The sequence below is a fragment of the Herbaspirillum sp. CF444 genome, assembly GCF_000282135.1.
In the GTDB taxonomy this organism is placed as follows: domain Bacteria; phylum Pseudomonadota; class Gammaproteobacteria; order Burkholderiales; family Burkholderiaceae_D; genus Herbaspirillum.
The window spans coordinates 40,443-58,201 of the sequence record NZ_AKJW01000077.1 but is presented as its reverse complement, the minus strand read 5'-3'; the positions used below and the strand labels follow the sequence as shown (position 1 = coordinate 58,201).

Annotated in this window: 16 protein-coding genes; 2 read left to right on the top strand and 14 right to left on the bottom strand. The window is 58.3% G+C overall.

Translation table 11 applies throughout. The annotated features are described in order from the left end of the window. Positions 1-8 precede the first annotated feature (8 nt). From PMI16_RS26020 to PMI16_RS17455, 6 genes are all read right to left on the bottom strand, one after another. Complete coding sequence (locus tag PMI16_RS26020; RefSeq protein ID WP_157212679.1) at positions 9-548, bottom strand: hypothetical protein; 540 nt, start codon at positions 546-548, stop codon at positions 9-11. 293 nt (positions 549-841) lie between these two features. Continuing rightward, positions 842-1,570 (bottom strand): ABC transporter ATP-binding protein, encoded by a 729-nt coding sequence (locus tag PMI16_RS17475; RefSeq protein ID WP_007881982.1) that lies wholly within the window; start codon positions 1,568-1,570, stop codon positions 842-844. 1 nt (position 1,571) lies between these two features. After that, on the bottom strand, positions 1,572-3,530 hold the full coding sequence (locus PMI16_RS17470; RefSeq protein WP_193365741.1) for a branched-chain amino acid ABC transporter ATP-binding protein/permease: 1,959 nt from the start codon (positions 3,528-3,530) through the stop codon (positions 1,572-1,574). A 5-nt stretch (positions 3,531-3,535) separates the two neighbouring features. Beyond that, a complete protein-coding gene (locus PMI16_RS17465) occupies positions 3,536-4,426 on the bottom strand; it encodes a branched-chain amino acid ABC transporter permease (protein ID WP_007881976.1) in 891 nt (296 codons plus the stop codon). Between the two features lie 342 nt (positions 4,427-4,768). Beyond that, the gene (locus tag PMI16_RS17460; RefSeq protein WP_007881975.1) at positions 4,769-5,920 is read right to left on the bottom strand and encodes an ABC transporter substrate-binding protein; all 1,152 of its coding nucleotides are present in this window, start codon (positions 5,918-5,920) and stop codon (positions 4,769-4,771) included. A 131-nt stretch (positions 5,921-6,051) separates the two neighbouring features. Continuing rightward, positions 6,052-6,462 carry an acyl-CoA thioesterase gene (locus PMI16_RS17455; protein WP_007881974.1) on the bottom strand — a complete coding sequence of 137 codons (411 nt, stop codon included), beginning with the start codon at positions 6,460-6,462 and terminating at the stop codon, positions 6,052-6,054. Between the two features lie 286 nt (positions 6,463-6,748). On the opposite strand from PMI16_RS17455, the gene PMI16_RS17450 reads away from it, so the two are divergent. Continuing rightward, positions 6,749-8,425 (top strand): electron transfer flavoprotein-ubiquinone oxidoreductase, encoded by a 1,677-nt coding sequence (locus PMI16_RS17450; RefSeq protein ID WP_007881971.1) that lies wholly within the window; start codon positions 6,749-6,751, stop codon positions 8,423-8,425. 148 nt (positions 8,426-8,573) lie between these two features. Further along, the gene (locus tag PMI16_RS17445) at positions 8,574-9,644 is read left to right on the top strand and encodes an alpha/beta fold hydrolase (RefSeq protein ID WP_007881970.1); all 1,071 of its coding nucleotides are present in this window, start codon (positions 8,574-8,576) and stop codon (positions 9,642-9,644) included. Positions 9,645-9,722: 78 nt separating this feature from the next. On the opposite strand, the gene PMI16_RS17440 is transcribed toward PMI16_RS17445, so the two are convergent. The 8 genes from PMI16_RS17440 to nuoI all read right to left on the bottom strand — a co-directional run bounded on the left by PMI16_RS17440 (position 9,723) and on the right by nuoI (position 17,736). After that, the gene (locus tag PMI16_RS17440; protein ID WP_007881969.1) at positions 9,723-10,286 is read right to left on the bottom strand and encodes an NUDIX domain-containing protein; all 564 of its coding nucleotides are present in this window, start codon (positions 10,284-10,286) and stop codon (positions 9,723-9,725) included. A 91-nt stretch (positions 10,287-10,377) separates the two neighbouring features. Next, complete coding sequence (locus PMI16_RS17435) at positions 10,378-10,692, bottom strand: DUF2818 family protein (RefSeq protein WP_007881968.1); 315 nt, start codon at positions 10,690-10,692, stop codon at positions 10,378-10,380. Positions 10,693-10,704: 12 nt separating this feature from the next. Continuing rightward, positions 10,705-12,216, bottom strand: coding sequence for an NADH-quinone oxidoreductase subunit NuoN (gene nuoN, locus PMI16_RS17430; RefSeq protein WP_007881967.1), 1,512 nt, complete (start codon positions 12,214-12,216; stop codon positions 10,705-10,707). Positions 12,217-12,367: 151 nt separating this feature from the next. Then, positions 12,368-13,858: an NADH-quinone oxidoreductase subunit M gene (locus tag PMI16_RS17425; RefSeq protein WP_007881966.1), complete on the bottom strand. Its 1,491-nt coding sequence runs from the start codon at positions 13,856-13,858 to the stop codon at positions 12,368-12,370. A gap of 24 nt (positions 13,859-13,882) precedes the next feature. Beyond that, positions 13,883-15,982: an NADH-quinone oxidoreductase subunit L gene (gene nuoL / locus PMI16_RS17420; RefSeq protein ID WP_007881965.1), complete on the bottom strand. Its 2,100-nt coding sequence runs from the start codon at positions 15,980-15,982 to the stop codon at positions 13,883-13,885. 135 nt (positions 15,983-16,117) lie between these two features. Next, the gene (nuoK, locus tag PMI16_RS17415) at positions 16,118-16,426 is read right to left on the bottom strand and encodes an NADH-quinone oxidoreductase subunit NuoK (protein WP_007881964.1); all 309 of its coding nucleotides are present in this window, start codon (positions 16,424-16,426) and stop codon (positions 16,118-16,120) included. A gap of 14 nt (positions 16,427-16,440) precedes the next feature. Further along, positions 16,441-17,094, bottom strand: coding sequence for an NADH-quinone oxidoreductase subunit J (locus PMI16_RS17410; protein WP_007881963.1), 654 nt, complete (start codon positions 17,092-17,094; stop codon positions 16,441-16,443). Positions 17,095-17,247: 153 nt separating this feature from the next. Next, entirely contained in the window at positions 17,248-17,736 is a 489-nt protein-coding gene (gene nuoI / locus PMI16_RS17405) for an NADH-quinone oxidoreductase subunit NuoI (protein WP_007881962.1), read from the bottom strand. Between the last annotated feature and the right edge of the window lie 23 nt (positions 17,737-17,759).

Here is a 17,759-nt window from a genome sequence, read left to right as displayed (position 1 = left end):
GCGTTCAATCAGCGTTTTTTTAATACATACTCTCCCCAGTAGGGAAGTTTGATTTTGTAAACTTCTTGGGATCTTTCGCGTAACCGATGGACAAGGGGCACTCCACGTTCCTCGGCTCTAGTTATGGTTTCAAGGCAGCGCTTTAATCGCGCAGACAACTCATGCGGTGACATATCATGGTGATCATGTACCACTTTGAGAGCCATTCGAAACGCCCTAATCTGCTGATAGGTGAACACTACGTCTTCAACTAGTTCAATGCCCAACAATCCAATTTTTCCTACCATTTCTTCATAAACGGGATCATTGGGTGGTTCCCAAGGCCTCAAAATTGGACTACTACCGGACTCAGCGGCAACGATGAGTCCAGTCAGCATATCCTTAATAAGTGGAATACTTACGGCATGCGAGCTCAGCTCTCCAGATATTGCGGCTGCAATTGCACTCCCATCTGAAAAACGGCGATATCGCTCAGCTGTAAAGTTCGCTAAATATCCGACTATAACTGTTCCACAAACAGTTATTACTGGTGCGTAAAAGCTATCCATTGTCAGCGCCTCTTGAAAATTTAGTTTTTTATAGTTAGAAGATAAGTGCTCATCGCCACCTCCCATCGCCGCAGATTGTGCACATCAGTCCGTTTCAGAGTCTTCATAAAATCAGCAAATTTTTAGATTTGTTCAATAAATTAGAACTGCTGTAGTTTCCTATTGGATCAAAAGAAAAGGTGCGCCGCAGCGCACCCCAGTCAGGTCTCAGAGGTATGACTCCCCCTTAATATACCCGGCGCGCAGCGAACTGCGGGTCTGAGTATCCGATTGCCGGCTTGGCATTTTATTGATTAATGATGCGCGCCACCGCCGAGATAAGCTGCCTGGACCGCCGGGTCGTTCTGCAGTTTGTCGGCCGGGCCGTGTACGGAGATTTTGCCGTTTTCCAGTACATAGCCGTAGTCGGCGACGTTCAGTGCCGCAGCGGCGAATTGCTCCACCAGCAGCATCGTAATGCCCTGCTCTTTCAGACGCAGGATGATGCGGAACACTTCGTCGACCAGGATGGGCGCGAGACCCATCGAGGGTTCGTCCAGCAGGATGACTTCCGGATTGAGCATGACGGCGCGGGCCATGGCGAGCATTTGCTGTTCGCCGCCGGACAAGGTGCCGGCCAGTTGCGTCTGGCGCTCCTTGAGGCGTGGGAACAGTTCCAGCGCGCGTTCCAGGTCGTGGGAGATGTCGCCTTTGGGACGGGCGCGTGTGAAGCGCGGGAAAGCGCCCAGCAGCAGGTTGTCGGTGACGCTCATGGTGGCGAAGACGCGGCGGCCTTCGGGCGAATGGGCGAGACCGGCGCGCGCGATCTTGTGCGAGTCCTGGCCGGTGACGTCTTTACCGCCGAGGGTGACGGTGCCGCCCTTCGGCTTGATCATGCCGGAGATGGCGCGCATGGTGGTGGTTTTGCCGGCGCCGTTGGAGCCGATCAGGGTGACCACTTTGCCTTTCGGTACTTCCATCGAAATACCGTGCAGCACTTCAACCTTGCCGTAAGCGGCTTGCAAATTCGAAATCGTCAACATCTCAAGCTCCCGCGGTGGTTGGTGTGGCGTCGCCGGCGCTGCCGCCGAGGTAGGCTTCGATCACCTTGGGATCGGCCTGCACCTGGGCCGGCTTGCCTTCGGCGATCTTCTGGCCGAAATCGAGCACGGTGACGGTGTCGCAGATCGACATGACGACGTCCATATGATGCTCGATGAGGATGATGGTGATGCCGACATCGCGGATCTTGCGGATGATGGCGACCAGTTCCTTGATGTCGGGCGCGGTGAGGCCGGCGGCCGGTTCGTCGAGCAACAGCAGGCTGGGATTGAGGCCCAGCGCGCGGCCGATTTCGAGCAGGCGCTGTTTGCCGTACGGCAGGTTGCGCGCTTCTTCGTTGGCGAGGTCGGCGAGGCCGACGAACTCCAGGATGGCGGCGGCGCGTTCGCGTGCGGCTTGCTCTTCACGCTTGTAACGCGGACTTTGCACCATGACGTCGGCGACGTTGCTGTTGAAGGTGTGGTGCAGGCCGACCAGGACGTTTTCGGTGGCGGTCATTTCGCCGAACAGCTGGACGTTCTGGAAGGTGCGCGCCACGCCGCCCAGGGCGATGGCCGATGGCGTCTGTCCGGTGATGCCGCGGCCGTCGTATTCGACGGCGCCGTCGGTCGGACGATAGATGCCGGTGAGGACGTTCATCATGGTGCTCTTGCCGGAACCGTTGGGGCCGATCAGGCCGTGCACGGTGCCCTTGCGAACGTCGAGGTCGACCTTGTTCAGGGCTTTGAGGCCGCCGAACTGCATCAGCACCTGGTTGACCTTGAGCAGGGTTGCGCCGTTGTCCTTGACGGCGGCGGTGGTGATGACGGCTTCGGTTTTGTTGCCGGCGATTTGCTGCGCCAATGGGACGCGCTTGCTGAACATGCGGCCGAACAGGCTGCGGCAGAAACCGACGATGCCGTCCTGCAGGTAGTAGACCACGAACAGCGTCATCAGGCCGAAGATGGTGAGGCGCCAGTCGGTGATGTTTTCCAGCTTGTAGGAGAAGCCGGCCATCAGCACGGTGGCGACCACCGGGACGGCGATTTCGCGCGGGGTCTTGGTTTTCTTGACGACCGAGGCGATGCCGCCGACCACCACGATCACCGCCGCGACGGTGGCGATCTGGCGGAACAGTTCGATGTCCGACAGCAGGCTCGGCAGCATGACCACGATCAGGGCGCCGATGAGCGAACCGATGCGCGACTTGCGGCCGCCCATGATCACCGCCAGCAGGAACAGGATGGTCAGCTCGAAGTTGTAGGTATTGGGCGAGATGTACTCTTCCGAATACGCGTACAGGCAACCGGACAGGCCGGCCAGCGCGGCGCTGATGATGAAGGCGTAGACCTTGTAGCGATACACCGAGACGCCCATGCAGTCGGACGCGATCGGGCTGTCGCGCAATGCCTGGAAGGCGCGGCCGAGGTTGGAGCGCAGGATGCGATGGACCACGATCAGCGACAGCACCATAAGGATGGCGACGACGTAGAAGAACTGGACTTCCGTCATCTTGACGGCGCCGAGCATCGGCTTGGCGACCTTGATGCCCATCGGACCTTCGGTGAGGAAAGTCATTTCGTTGATGAGGATCTGGATGATGGTGCCGAAGGCCAGCGTGACCATCGCCAGATACGGACCGGTCACGCGCAGGGCAGGCAGCGCGAGGATCGCGCCGAACACGGCGGTGACGGCGATGCTGGCCGGCATCACGATCAGGAACGGCAGGCCGAGCTTGAAGTACAGCACGCCCGCGGTGTACGAGCCGATGCCGAACAGCCCGGCGTGGCCGAGCGACACCTGGCCGGTGTAGCCGACCACGATGTCCAGGCCGAACAGCAGGATCGCGTAGATGAGGATGGTTTCGGCCAGGTGCAGGTAGTAAGGATTGCGCACCACCTGCGGCAGCACCGCCAGCGCGGCGATGCCGAGGATGGAAATGAGGAGGATTTTCTTGTTCATGTTCATCAGACCTTCTTGATCGCAGTTTTGCCGAACAGGCCTGCAGGTTTGACCGCCAGCACGAGCAGGAGCAGCAGCAGCCCGGGGACTTCCTTGTAGCCGGTCGAGATGTAGAAGCCGGTGACGGTTTCGGCGATGCCGAGGATCAGGCCGCCGACGATGGCGCCCATGCCCGAGGTCAGGCCGCCGATGATCGCCACCGCAAACGCCTTGAGGCCGAGCGCGGCGCCCATCGTTGCGCCGGTCAGCGTCAGCGGCGCGACCAGCACGCCGGCAAAGGCTGCCGTTGCCGAGGACAATGCGTAGGAGAATGTGATCACCATGCTGGTGTTGATGCCCATCAGGCCGGCGGCGTCGCGGTCGTTCGATGTGGCGACGACGGCTTTGCCGTAGATCGATTTGCGGTTGAAGATTTCAACCGCGAGCATGATGGCGAGCGCGCCGACCACGACCAGGACTTGCATCGGCTGCACGTTGGCGCCGAGGATCTGGAACGGTGCGCCGGACAGCGGACTCGGGAACGGCAGGTCATCCTTGCCCCAGATGTTTTCCGCGACGTTCTTGAAGATGATCGCGAGCGCGATGGTCGACATGATCCAGCCGAATTCGGACTTGATCTTGATCGCGGGACGCACGCCTATCCATTCGACGAACATGCCTTGCAGCGCGCCGAACACCAGCACGATGGGGATCATCAGCCAATAATTGAGATAGGGGCCGCCGTGTATGTTGCCGACCACGGAAAGGCCGACCAGTGCGCCCAGCATCAACGCTTCGCCCTGGCCGAAGTTCAGGGTGCCGGAAGTGGCGAAGGTGAGTTGATAACCGAAGGCGATCACCGCGTAGATCATGCCTAACGCGATGCCGCTGAAAACCAGCTGTAACAGAATATCCATTATTTCTACCCAAGAAGCGGCTGCCATTGAATGGCGGGTTGAGCTTGCCGCGATTGTTAACCGGTAAGAACAGGAAGAACGGGAAGAATACTGCCGGGCGCCGGCAAGGAGTGGCGTACAAGCTGCTGCACGCATGCGCCCTGCCCTTGCCTTGGCGTTGCCCGACGCTGGACGCCGGACGCCCGGCCGTTTGAGCCGCTGCATTCCCGACGCCGCCGCGAACTTCCTTCACTTCCGATACAAGTTAAAAAATCGTCAACAGACCCTGCGAAAAAGGCCAGTCCCCGGATCGCAAGGACTGGCCTTTATGCTTTAACGACAAATCACACTGCCGTCAGATTTTTATTTGCCGAGGATGACGCGACCGTTTTTCACTTCGCCCATGACGACGTTGTTCGGCTTGATCGCTTCGTGGTCGGTATGGCTAAACGGTTTGTCATAGGTAGTCACGACGCCTTCGACCTTGGTGTTCAGGTTTTCCAGCGCTGCGCGGACCTTCTCGCCATCGGTGGTGCCGGCTTGCTTGATGGCGGCAGCCAGCAGGTAGATCGAGTCGTAGCCTTGGGCGGCGGACACGGCCGATGGAATACGATCGACCTTGTAAGCTTTTTGGTAGGCTTCGATGAAGGCTTTGCGCTTAGGCGTGTTGCCGTCCTGGATGAAAGTCTGCGGCATGCGGGCGCCGTTGCCGTTCTTGCCGGAATTGTCGATGAAATTGCCCATCGACAGCGGCCAGCTGCCGATGATGGGCACGTGCCAGTTCAGCTTTTCCATGCCGTTGGCGATTTGCGCCAGTTCAGGGCCGATGCCGTAGGTCAGCACGACTTGCGCGCCGCCTTGCTTCGACTTGAGCAACTGTGCCGTCATGTCGACGTCTTTGATGTTGTACTTCTCGATGGCGACCGGCGTGATCTTTTTGGCAGCCAGGACTTTTTCCAGATCCTCGCGACCGAGCTGGCCGTAGTTGGTGGAGTCGGCCAGGATCGCGACCTTGGTGAATTTTTGCTTGTCGACCGCTTCGTCGGCGATCATCTTGGCTTGAATGCCGTCAGCTGCCGAAGTGCGGAAGATGTAGTTGGCCGGATCTTTTTCGAATTGCTTGGTGATGACGCTGCCGGTGGCAACGTTATTGATCACGGGAATCTTGGCTTCCTGGTAGAAGCGTTGCGAGGCCAGTGCGACGCCGGTGTTGATGAAGCCGACGGTGGCGACGACTTTTTCCTTGTTGATCAGCTCTTGCGCAACCTGGACGCCGCGTTCGTTCTTGGCTTCGTCATCGCGCTCGATCAGTTGCAACTGACGCCCCAGCACGCCGCCGGAGGCGTTGATGTCGGCCACCGCCAGCTTGACGCCGTCGCGCATGGAGGCGCCCATCGGTGCGGAACCGCCGGTGAAGGGGCCGGACACGCCGATCTTGATCGGATCAGCGGCCTGGCTGGAAAGGGAAAGGCTAAGCAGTGCTGCTGCAACCAAAGCGTGGGTCTTGTATGACATTTGTCTTCCTCCTGGTGTAATTATCTTGGTTGGCCATCTTTATGTGGTCTAACTCAATTCTTGCCGGGCCGTCAGTTGTTTTGCGGCACCGTTATCGTCGCTGATTCTGTCCCATCTACCTTTCTCGAAACTTACAACTTCGTCAGGATTCGACGGATGCTGTCAGGCAGAGAAACCGATTTTTCTTCTTTGAAATTGACCCACACGATCTTGGCTCCGCCCTCAGCATAGATGATTTCCGGCTGGTCGACACGCCGGATCTCATAGGTAGTTTCCACACTCGAGCGGCCCGGCTCCAGGGCGAACATGCGGATCTCGATGTCGGCCGGATACTTGAGCTGGCGCCGGAAGGTGCACTGGGCATTGACGATCACCGGGCCGAGCCCGTCTTCCACCATGCCGCCGATGGCGGACTCCAGCCATTCGATACGGGTCTGCTCCATGTAGCGGAAATAGACGGTGTTGTTGACGTGACCGAAGGCGTCCATGTCGCCCCAGCGGATCTTCATGTTGGCAGTATGAATCAGGATTTTGTCGCTCATCGGGATCTTGCCTTTCTATCGAGTCGCCTGGCGGCTCAAGTCATTGTTGAATTTATTTCATCGTTGCTGCGTTTTTTCAAGACCGGAATACCCTTCGATTTTGCCGGACAGCATCATTGCCTTAATTCCATGCAAGGATAAGGGAATTGGCAAAAATCAAATAAAATATCGCGAGGCTTGGCGACGAGAACATATTTTGCGATTCAGACTAGCATTCTCTCGCAAAATACTGAACAATAGCACGATCGTTCGCAAATATTCCAACCAAAACATTACGGGACACTCCATGACTCAAACTCAAGACCTGCTGGCGCAATACGGTCCGCGCGAAGCGATGGAATACGACGTCGTCGTTGTCGGCGGCGGTCCGGCCGGATTGTCTTCCGCCATCCGGATCAAGCAACTGGCCGCCGAAGCCGGCAAGGAAGTGTCGGTCTGCGTGCTGGAAAAAGGCAGCGAAGTCGGCGCCCATATCCTGTCCGGCGCGGTCATGGATCCGCAGGCGATCACCGAATTGTTTCCCAACTGGAAAGAGCTCGGCGCCCCGCTCAATACCGAAGTCACCGAAGACCGCTTTCTTTTCCTCTCCGCCGGCAAGGCATACAAGACGCCGTCCTGGGTGCTGCCGGCTTGTTTCCAGAATCACGGCAACTACGTCATCTCGCTGGCCAACGTCGTGCGCTGGCTGGGCCAGCAGGCTGAAGCGCTGGGCGTGGAAGTCTTCCCCGGCTTTGCGGCGGCGGAAATCCTGTACAACGACGACGGCTCGGTCAAGGGCGTCGCCACCGGCAACATGGGCGTGGACCGCCATGGCGAGCCGACCGGTGCTTTCCAGTTGGGCATGGAACTGCATGCGAAATACACTTTTTTCGCAGAAGGCGCACGCGGCCATCTGGGCAAGCAGTTGATCAGCAAGTACAAACTTGACGCCGGCAAGGATCCGCAAACTTACGCCATCGGCATCAAGGAAATCTGGGAAATCGATCCGAAGATGCACAAGCCCGGCCTTGTCGTGCACACCGCCGGCTGGCCGCTCGATAGCAGCACTTACGGCGGCTCTTTCCTGTATCACCTGGAAAATAATCAGGTCGCCGTCGGTTACGTGATCGGTCTGGCTTATGAAAACCCTTACCTGTCGCCATACGAAGAATTCCAGCGTTATAAAACGCATCCGGAAATCCGCAAGTTCTTTGAAGGCGGCAAGCGTTTGGCTTACGGCGCGCGTGCGATCACGGCCGGCGGTTTGCAATCGCTGCCGAAACTGACCTTCCCGGGCGGCGTGCTGATCGGCTGCGATGCAGGCTTCCTGAACGTGTCGCGCATCAAGGGCAGCCATGCCGCCATCAAGACCGGCATGCTGGCCGCCGAGGCGGTTTTCGAGGCATTGAACGGCGGTCGCCAGTACGACGAGCTGACGGCGTACAGCGCGGCGTTTGAAAAGTCCTGGTTGCATGAAGAACTGTACAAGGCACGCAACTTCAAGCCGTCGATAAGCAAGGGCCTGTACACCGGCACGCTGCTGGTCGGCATCGACCAGGTGCTGTTCGGCGGCAAGGCGCCGTGGACCTTGCATCACTCGCATGCGGACCATGAATGCCTGAAACCGGCTGCGGACTTCTCGCCGATTGCCTATCCGAAACCGGACGGCAAGCTGACCTTCGATCGCCTGTCGTCGGTGTTCATCTCCAACACGAATCACGCGGAAGACCAGCCGATCCATTTGACGCTGAAAGACGCTTCAGTGCCGGTCGGCGTCAACCTGGCGAAGTATGCAGGCCCGGAAGCGCGTTACTGCCCTGCCGGCGTGTATGAGTTCGTGAAGAACGACGACAATACGGACCGCCTGCAGATCAATGCGCAGAACTGCGTGCATTGCAAGACCTGCGACATCAAGGACCCGACGCAGAACATCGTGTGGGTGACGCCGGAAGGCGGCGGCGGACCGAACTATTCGAACATGTAAATCAGTTTTTCGCTTCAAACAAAAAACGGCGCTTCGATCCAACGAAGCGCCGTTTTGGTTTCGGCACGGGCATGACAGCGAGGCAGTCGGATTTCATTTAGTATGGCCTTTCCCATAAAGACCACCTTCGCTGACGAGGACCATAAAAATGATACGGAGACTTGCCCTGGGCATCATCGTCCCCTTGCTGCTTTCATCTTCCCTGCTGCCTGCCGCGGCCTACGCCGCCGGCTATCCGCAGCAACGCGAAAGCGACTGGATTGCGCCCTCCTTCACCTTCCACACCGGCGAGACGCTGAACAATTTCAAACTGCATTACATCACCGTCGGGGATCCGGCCAATCCGGCGGTGCTGCTGCTGCACGGCACCTATCGCAGCGGCGCTGATTTCGTCGGCAAGGACTTCGCCGGCGAGATGCTGGGCCCTGGACAAGCGCTGGATGCAAGCAAGTACTACGTCATCATGCCGGACGCCATCGGCGTCGGAAAGTCGGCCAAGCCGTCCGACGGGCTGCGCGCAAAATTCCCGCAATACAATTACGCCGACATGGTGCTGGCGCAATATCGTCTGGTGACCGAAGGCCTGGGCATCAAACATCTGCGCCTGGTCATGGGTAACTCCATGGGCGGCATGCAGACGTGGATGTGGGGCGAGATGTATCCGTCGATGATGGACGGGCTGGTGCCGATGGCGTCGCAACCGATCGAGATGGCGAGCCGCAACTGGATGATGCGGCGCATGCTGGTGGAATCCATCAGGCAGGATCCGGCATGGAACGGCGGCAACTACACTACGCAGCCGCCCTCGCTGCGTCTGGCCAATACCATGTTCGGCATCGCCACCGCCGGCGGTACACTTGCCTACCAGGCATTGGCGCCGACGCGGGCGCAGGCCGACAAGATCGTGGATGACCGATTGAATGCACCGGTGACGGCCGATGCCAACGACTTCATCTATCAATGGGGATCGTCGGCCGATTTCAATGCCATGCCGAACCTGACGCGCATACAGGCGCCGGTGCTGGCGATCAATTCCGCCGACGACGAACGCAATCCGCCGGAGACCGGGACGATGGTCGCCGCCATGAAGCAATTGAAGAATGCCGAGTTGTATCTGATCCCGGCGAGCGCAGAAACGCGCGGCCACGGGACGACGAGCTTTTCGAAGTTCTATGCGAAACAGGTCGGCGCGTTTCTGAAAACACTGCCGCAGCGCTAAGTTGGCTGATCTCCAAAATGAAAAAGGCTTCGATGCGTATCGAAGCCTTTTGCTTTTGCGGCACGAGCGGATTGCGGATTACACACTTGGCAATGACCATTGCCCATTGATGATTTTTTCCAGCCAGAAGGCGCCGATCACGGTCTTGACGTCGGTTACCTTGCCGAGCCGGACTTGTTCCAGCAATTCGGACAGTGGCGCCTTGTAGATATCGAGGAACTCGCCTTCGTCGAGCTTGCGCTCGCCCGCAGTCAGGCCGCGCGCAAGATAGATGTCCAGATGTTCGTCCGAATAGGCGATGGCATTGTGGATGGTGCAGACGAATTGCCAGTCGGTGGCGGTATAGCCGGTCTCTTCCCGGAGTTCGCGCTTGGCGCACTCCAGATGGTCCTCGCCCGGATCGATCTTCCCTGCCGGGAATTCGATGAACACCTGATCGAGCGGATAGCGGAACTGTCTTTCCAACAGCACGGAGCCGTCTTCAAACAACGGGAGAATGACTACGGCCCCCGGATGCTTGATGTGTTCGCGCACGGCCTGCTTGCCGTCGGGCAGAAGAATCTTGTCGCGCTGGACTTTGAGGAAGTGCCCTTCGTAGACCAGCTCGCCGTCTACTTTGCTTTCTTTGAGATGAGTATCCATGCGGGACCGGTATGCAGTGAAGATGAATGAAAGAACCGAAATGCCTGCACACAGCGCACCGCAGGCGTTTCAGCATCGCTTCAAGAACTGGTTAGGCGTGACTCTTGCGCAGGTAGCGCACTACGTAGCCAGGATACGCCAGCACCAGAAACAGACAGCCGGTGACGGCATAAAATTCCCAGCCCTGCGCAAAAGCATTGCCGATGTTCGCTTCGAAGAAACGGGCAATGCCGCCGACGATGAAGTACAGCACGATGAGTTCAAGCAGTCGCACCCATACCGGCTTGCGGTATGCGGCGGACTTGCTCAGGGGAATCAGCGCGAACAACTGCTGATTAAAGAAAGGCAGGTTGGCGGCCAGGACCGCCAACAGGATGACGCACCAGCTCAGTAAGGATACGTTCACCGGTGGCTTCGCTCAGGCTGCGATGACTTTGCTCAGGAATGTCGCCAGCGTCGTGACGATGGCGCTGGTGCACGCATCCATCAGATGACCGGGCCACAGACCGATGACCAGCGCGGCCAGGCCGTTCAGGCTCAAGGCGATGCGCACGTCGAAGCTTGCCGTGATCTTGCCGCTGTCGGCAGGCTCGTCGAAGTACATGTTCTTGATGACGCGCAGGTAGTAGAACGCGCCCACCAGCGAGAACACGACTGCCAGCACCGCCAGCCAGATCTGACCGGTGCCCAGCACCGCTTGCAGCACCGACAGCTTGGCGTAGAAGCCGACCATTGGGGGAATACCCGCCAGCGAGAACATCAGGATCAGCATGATCGCGGCAAACCATGGGCTGCGTTGATTCAGGCCCTTGAAGTCGTCCAGCGTGTCGGCTTCGAAACCGGAACGCGCCATCAGCAGGATCACGCCGAAAGTGCCCAGCGTGGTCAACACGTAAGTGATGGCGTAGAACAGCGACGAGCTGTAGGCGTTGACGGCCTGGAACAGGTTGCCGTCGACCACGCCCGACATCATGCCGAGCAACATGAAACCCATGTGCGAAATGGTCGAGTAAGCCAGCATGCGCTTGATGTTGGTCTGCGCGATCGCCGTCACGTTACCGATGATGATCGACAACACCGCCAGCACCATCAGCATTTGTTGCCAGTCGATTGCCAACGGCAACAGGCCTTCGACCAGCAGGCGGAACACCATGGCGAACGCAGCCAGCTTCGGCGCGCCGCCGATCAGCAGCGTCATCGGCGTCGGTGCGCCGTGGTAGACGTCCGGCACCCACATGTGGAATGGCACTGCCCCCAGTTTGAACGCCAGACCGGCGACCACGAAGACGATGCCGAAGACCAGCACGTTGCGGTCAACGGTACCGGACACGATGGCGCGGAAGACGTCGTTCAGTTCCAGCGAACCGGTCGCGCCGTACAGCATCGAGATACCGTAGAGCAGGAAACCGGAAGCCAGCGCGCCGAGGATGAAATACTTCATCGCGGCTTCGGTCGAACCGACATTGTCGCGGCGCAGGGCAACCAGCGCATACAGCGACAGCGACATCAGTTCCAGGCCGAGGTAGATCGAGAGGAAGCTGTTGCCGGAGATCATGACCATCTGACCCAGCAGGGAGAACAGCGCCAGTGCGTAGAACTCGCCACCCAGATGACCGCCGCCGACGATGGCGCGGTCGCTGTTGTATTGACGGGCGTAGATCAGCGTCAGGCCGATGGCGAGGTAGGAGAACAGTTTCAGCAGGCTGGACAAGGGGTCCGAAACGAACATGTTGCTGAAGGTGTAGACCGTCTCGCCGCTGGCGTAGTTGGTGAAGGTCAACACTGCGCAGACCACCAGCGCCAGCAAGGACAGCAGGTAGGTGATGACGCGTTTTGCATCCGGCAAAAACATATCGATCAGCAGAATTGCGGAAGTCGCAATCAGCAGAAATATTTCCGGATAGACAGGGATCAGATTCATGTTGTTCATTTAGTTACCGCTTATTTTCGTCCGCGTATTTTGTCCGCTTACCGTTGCCGCCGTTTTCAGCCGTGAGAAACATGTGACCGGCTTGTATCGAAACGTCGTACCGAATTGCCAGTGTCGGCATAGCAATGCTGGCTATGCCGACACTTCTTGCTTAATTAATCTTGGATACCGCCACGTGCTTGAGCAGGTCCGACACCGAAGTCTGCATCGTGTCGGTCACCGGCGCAGGGTACAGACCCATCACCAATACTGCGATTGCCAGCAAGCCGAGGATGAAGAATTCGCGCTTGTTGACGTCGGTCAGTTCTTCAACATGATGATTGGTCACCGCGCCGAAGATCACGCGCTTGGTCAGCCACAACGAATAAGCAGCACCCAGAATCAGCGCGGTCGCCGACAACAGGCCGATCCAGAAGTTGAACTTGACGGCGCCCAGGATCACCATGAATTCGCCGACGAAGCCGGAGGTCGCAGGCAGACCGCAGTTGGCCAGCGAGAACAGGATGAAGAAAGCGGCAAAGCGCGGCATCTTGTTGACCACACCGCCGTACTGCGCGATTTCGCGGGTATGCATGCGGTCGTACAGCACGCCGATGGACATAAACATCGCGCCCGACACGAAGCCGTGGGAAATCATCTGTGCGATACCGCCCTGCACCGCCATGTCGTTGAACATGAAGAAACCCAGCGTGACGAAGCCCATGTGCGCAATCGACGAGTACGCCACCAGTTTCTTCATATCCTGCTGCACCAGCGCGACCAGGCCGATGTAGATCACCGCGACCAGCGACAAGGTGATCATGAAACCGGACAGCGCGTGGCTGGCGTCAGGAGCGATCGGCAGCGAGAAACGCAGGAAACCGTAGGCGCCGAGCTTCAGCATGATGGCCGCCAGCACGATGGAGCCGCCGGTAGGCGCTTCCACGTGGGCGTCCGGCAACCAGGTATGCACCGGCCACATCGGCACCTTGACCGCGAACGCCATCAGGAATGCGAAGAACAACAGTTTTTGCTCGATCATCGACAGCGGCAGTTGATGCCATGTCGGTATTTCAAAGCTGCCGCCGGAGACGATGTACAGATAGATCAGCGCGATCAGCATCAGCAACGAGCCGAGCAAGGTGTACAGGAAGAACTTGAACGCCGCATACACGCGGTTGGCGCCGCCCCACACGCCGACGATGATGAACATCGGGATCAGGGTCGCTTCGAAGAACACGTAGAACAGCATGCCGTCCAGCGCCGAGAACACGCCGATCATCAGGCCGGACAGGATCAGGAAAGCGCCCATGTATTGCGCCACGCGCTTCTGGATCACTTCCCAGCCGGCCAGCACCACGATGACCGTGATGAAGGCGGTCAGCGGAATGAACCACAGCGACAGGCCGTCGATGCCGAGGAAATAGCTGATGTTGAAGCGATCGATCCAAGGCGTCTTCTCGACGAACTGGTAACCGTGCGCGGCTGCATCGAAATGCATGACCAGCGGAATCGTGACCAGCAGGCTGACGACGGCGCCGAGCAGCGACAGCCAGCGCGCGATGGATGGATTTTCGTCGCGGCCCACTGCCAGGACGAGCACGCCAAACGCGACCGGACACCAGATCGCAAGGCTAAGGAGAGGAAAAGTTGACTGCATCATGGTTGTTTTTAACTTTACGCCAACTTATTTGGCAAACGGAAACGGCATGAACCAAACCAGGAAACCCAGCACCCCGATAATCATCACGAAAGCGTAATGGTAGATGTAACCGGATTGCCACAGGCGCGTGACTTTCGAGAACCAGTTGACTACCTTGGCGCTGCCGTTGACGACCAGGCCGTCGATCAGGCCCTTGTCGCCGACAGTCCACAGGCCGGTGCCCAGCAGGCGTGCGCCGCCGGCAAACACGACCTCGTTGAACTTGTCCATGTAGTACTTGTTGTCCAGGATGGTGTAGATCACGCTGAACTTTTCCTTGAACCAGGCCGGAACGCGCGGGTTGACCATGTAGAAGTAGTACGCCACGACGACGCCTGCAATCGCCAGCCACAACGGCGCCGATGTCAGCGAGTGCACCGCCATCGCGACAGGGCCGTGGTATTCCTCGGCCAGCTCTTCGAGCGCCTTGTGGTTTTCGCCAATGAAAATCACGTTCTTGAAGAAATCGCCGAAGATCATCGGCGAGATCGCCAGGAAACCGATGATGACCGAGGGAATCGCCAGCAGGATCAGCGGCAGCGTCACCACCAGCGGCGACTCGTGCGGCTTCTGCCCCGGGGCCAGACCGTGGTGCTCATGGTCGTCATGAGCGTGGTCGTCATGACCGTGCGCGTCGTGTGCATGATCCTCATGCGCAGCGTGTGCGGCAACCGGCGCATGGTGATCGTCATGACCATGTTCCTTGCCGAAACGCTCTTCACCGTGGAACACCATGAAGTACATGCGGAAGGAGTAGAACGCCGTCACGAACACGCTGGCCAGCACGGCAAAGTAGGCAAAACCGGAACCTGGCAGATGCGACGCGGCGGCGGCCTCAATGATGCTGTCCTTCGAGTAGAAACCGGAGAAGAACGGCGTACCGATCAGCGCCAGCGAACCGAGCAGCGACGTGATCCAGGTGATCGGCATGTGCTTGCGCAGGCCGCCCATGTTGCGCATGTCCTGATCATGGTGCATGCCAATGATGACCGAACCCGCGCCGAGGAACAGCAAGGCCTTGAAGAACGCGTGCGTCATCAGGTGGAACACCGCGACCGAATAGGCCGAGGCGCCCAGCGCGACAGTCATGTAACCCAGCTGCGACAGCGTCGAATACGCCACCACGCGCTTGATGTCGGTTTGCATCGTGCCGAGGAAACCCATGAACAGCGCGGTAATCGCACCGATCACCAGGATCACGGACAAGGCCGTATCGGACAACTCGAACAGCGGCGACATGCGCGACACCATGAAGATGCCGGCGGTGACCATCGTCGCCGCGTGAATCAGCGCGGAAATCGGGGTCGGGCCTTCCATCGAGTCCGGCAGCCAGACGTGCAGCGGGAATTGCGCCGACTTACCCATCGCGCCGACGAACAGGCAGATACATGCCACGGTCAGCAGCATCCAGTCGGTGCCGGGCAAGGTCAGTTGGGCCAGCTCGCCGCGCTTGGCGAACACTTCGCCGTAATTCATGGAACCGGCATAGGCCAGCAGCAGGCCGATGCCGAGGATGAAGCCGAAGTCGCCGACGCGGTTGACCAGGAAGGCCTTCATGTTGGCCTTGATCGCGGTCGGACGGGTGTACCAGAAACCGATCAGCAGGTAGGAGACCAGACCCACGGCTTCCCAGCCGAAGAACAATTGCAGGAAGTTGTTGCTCATGACGAGCATCAGCATCGAGAACGTGAACAGCGAGATGTACGAGAAGAAGCGGTTGTAGCCGTCGTCGTCTTTCATGTAGCCGATGGTGTAGACGTGCACCATCAGGGACACGAAGGTCACCACGCACATCATCATCGCCGTCAGGCTGTCGATCAGAAAGCCCACTTCCAGCTTCAGGCCGGCAACCGTCATCCAGGTGTACAACGTACCGTTGTAGGTCGCGCCGTCGACCACCGCCAGCAAGGTCTGGACGGAAATGATCAATGCAATCAGTACGCCGAGTATGGTCGCCGTGTGCGATACCTTGCGGCCGACTACGTTGCCGAAGAATTTCGTACCGAGCAGGCCTGCAATTGCAGAACCTGCCAACGGCGCCAGTGGTACGGCTAAAAGAAGATGTGGGTTAAGTTGCCCCGCCATGATGAACCTTATCGCTATTTGGGTTCTCTTCGAATCACGAGGACTCTCGGAGAACGCCCATCTTTAAATGAAATTTACATTCAATCCACGTGCACTGCGAATGCACCGCTACTCAACCAAGCTCAACCAGGCTGCTTATCCCTTGAGCGTATCCAGATCTTCCACGTTGATGGTGTCCAGATTGCGGAACAGCACCACCAGGATGGCCAGACCGATTGCGGACTCCGCAGCGGCGACCGTCAGGATGAAGAACACGAAGACCTGTCCGGCCGCATCGCCGAGGTAATGCGAGAAAGCAATGAAGTTCATATTCACCGCCAGCAACATCAGTTCGATTGCCATGAGCAACACGATGACGTTCTTGCGGTTGAGGAAAATGCCGACGATCGAGATCGCGAACAGGATCGCGCCGAGGATCAGGTAATGCGAGAGCGAGAGAGTCATGATTGCGCCGCTCCTTAAGATTGTTGTTCCGCGCCGGATGCCTGAGCATCGCCGCCGGTGTTGCCGTTGTTACGGGTGGATTCGGCCTTCATCTTGACCAGGCGCACGCGATCAGTGCTCTTGACCTTGACGGCTGCGGCCGGCGAGAAGTATTTGCTGTCCTTGCGGCGACGCAGCGTCAGCGCCACGGCGGCGACGATGGCGACCAGCAGGATGACGGCAGCGACTTCAAATGCGTAGACATATTCAGTGTAGATCTGCATGCCCAGCGCCTTGGTGGTGCCGATGGTATTGGATGCAGCCGGCACTTGCGCTTCAGGCGCCCAGAAGCTGCGCAGCAGGACCGCGGCCATTTCCAGCACGATGACCACGCCGATGGTTGCCGCCAGCGGAAAGTATCCCCAAAAACCCTCTCGCATCTTGTCGAGATTGATATCGAGCATCATCACCACGAACAGGAACAGCACCATCACCGCCCCGACATATACCAGCACCAGCACGATGGCGAGGAACTCCGCCTTCAGCAACATCCAGATGCCGGCCGCCGAGAAGAAGGCCAACACGAGAAACAGGGCCGCATGCACCGGATTGCGGGCCGTAATGACGCGTAGGGCAGCGAGCACGAGGACCGCTGAAAACGCATAGAACAAGACAGTTTTAAATTCCATAATCAACCAAAAGTTGGCTAAACCAGCATCAGATCATTCGATCGCTTGATCCATCGATCAAGCTACCCAACAAGCATCGGACTCAGCATCAGACTCGATCATCTCGGCGACATGCGGCAAACTAACAAGCCCGGCATGCCGTCCCGAACTCAATTAACGATATGCGGCATCTGCCGTACGCGCGGCGGCAATTTCATTTTCGTAACGATCACCGACGGCCAGCAGCATTTCCTTGGTGTAGTACAGGTCGCCGCGCTTTTCGCCGTGGTATTCGAGAATATGCGTTTCGACGATGGAGTCGACCGGGCACGATTCTTCGCAGAAACCGCAGAAAATGCACTTGGTCAGATCGATGTCGTAACGCGTGGTGCGGCGCGAACCGTCGTCACGCTGTTCCGATTCGATCGTGATCGCCATGGCCGGGCAAACCGCTTCGCACAGTTTGCAAGCGATGCAGCGCTCTTCACCGTTCGGATAGCGACGCAGCGCGTGCAGGCCGCGGAAACGCGGCGACTGCGGCGTCTTCTCTTCCGGGAATTGAATCGTGATCTTGCGCGCAAACAGATAACGGCCCGTCAGGGCCAGGCCCTTGAACAGCTCCGTCAGCATCAGGCTGCCGAAAAAATCCTTAATAGCTTCCATGCTTCTCACCTCAGCCTTTATCC

Bases quoted from the DNA above. Each gene is read 5' to 3' on its own strand.
- PMI16_RS26020 (WP_157212679.1), bottom strand. From the start codon at position 548: ATGGATAGCTTTTACGCACCAGTAATAACTGTTTGTGGAACAGTTATA.
- PMI16_RS17475 (WP_007881982.1), bottom strand. From the start codon at position 1,570: ATGTTGACGATTTCGAATTTGCAAGCCGCTTACGGCAAGGTTGAAGTG.
- PMI16_RS17470 (WP_193365741.1), bottom strand. From the start codon at position 3,530: ATGAACAAGAAAATCCTCCTCATTTCCATCCTCGGCATCGCCGCGCTG.
- PMI16_RS17465 (WP_007881976.1), bottom strand. From the start codon at position 4,426: ATGGATATTCTGTTACAGCTGGTTTTCAGCGGCATCGCGTTAGGCATG.
- PMI16_RS17460 (WP_007881975.1), bottom strand. From the start codon at position 5,920: ATGTCATACAAGACCCACGCTTTGGTTGCAGCAGCACTGCTTAGCCTT.
- PMI16_RS17455 (WP_007881974.1), bottom strand. From the start codon at position 6,462: ATGAGCGACAAAATCCTGATTCATACTGCCAACATGAAGATCCGCTGG.
- PMI16_RS17450 (WP_007881971.1), top strand. From the start codon at position 6,749: ATGACTCAAACTCAAGACCTGCTGGCGCAATACGGTCCGCGCGAAGCG.
- PMI16_RS17445 (WP_007881970.1), top strand. From the start codon at position 8,574: ATGATACGGAGACTTGCCCTGGGCATCATCGTCCCCTTGCTGCTTTCA.
- PMI16_RS17440 (WP_007881969.1), bottom strand. From the start codon at position 10,286: ATGGATACTCATCTCAAAGAAAGCAAAGTAGACGGCGAGCTGGTCTAC.
- nuoN (WP_007881967.1), bottom strand. From the start codon at position 12,216: ATGAACAACATGAATCTGATCCCTGTCTATCCGGAAATATTTCTGCTG.
- PMI16_RS17425 (WP_007881966.1), bottom strand. From the start codon at position 13,858: ATGATGCAGTCAACTTTTCCTCTCCTTAGCCTTGCGATCTGGTGTCCG.
- nuoL (WP_007881965.1), bottom strand. From the start codon at position 15,982: ATGGCGGGGCAACTTAACCCACATCTTCTTTTAGCCGTACCACTGGCG.
- nuoK (WP_007881964.1), bottom strand. From the start codon at position 16,426: ATGACTCTCTCGCTCTCGCATTACCTGATCCTCGGCGCGATCCTGTTC.
- PMI16_RS17410 (WP_007881963.1), bottom strand. From the start codon at position 17,094: ATGGAATTTAAAACTGTCTTGTTCTATGCGTTTTCAGCGGTCCTCGTG.
- nuoI (WP_007881962.1), bottom strand. From the start codon at position 17,736: ATGGAAGCTATTAAGGATTTTTTCGGCAGCCTGATGCTGACGGAGCTG.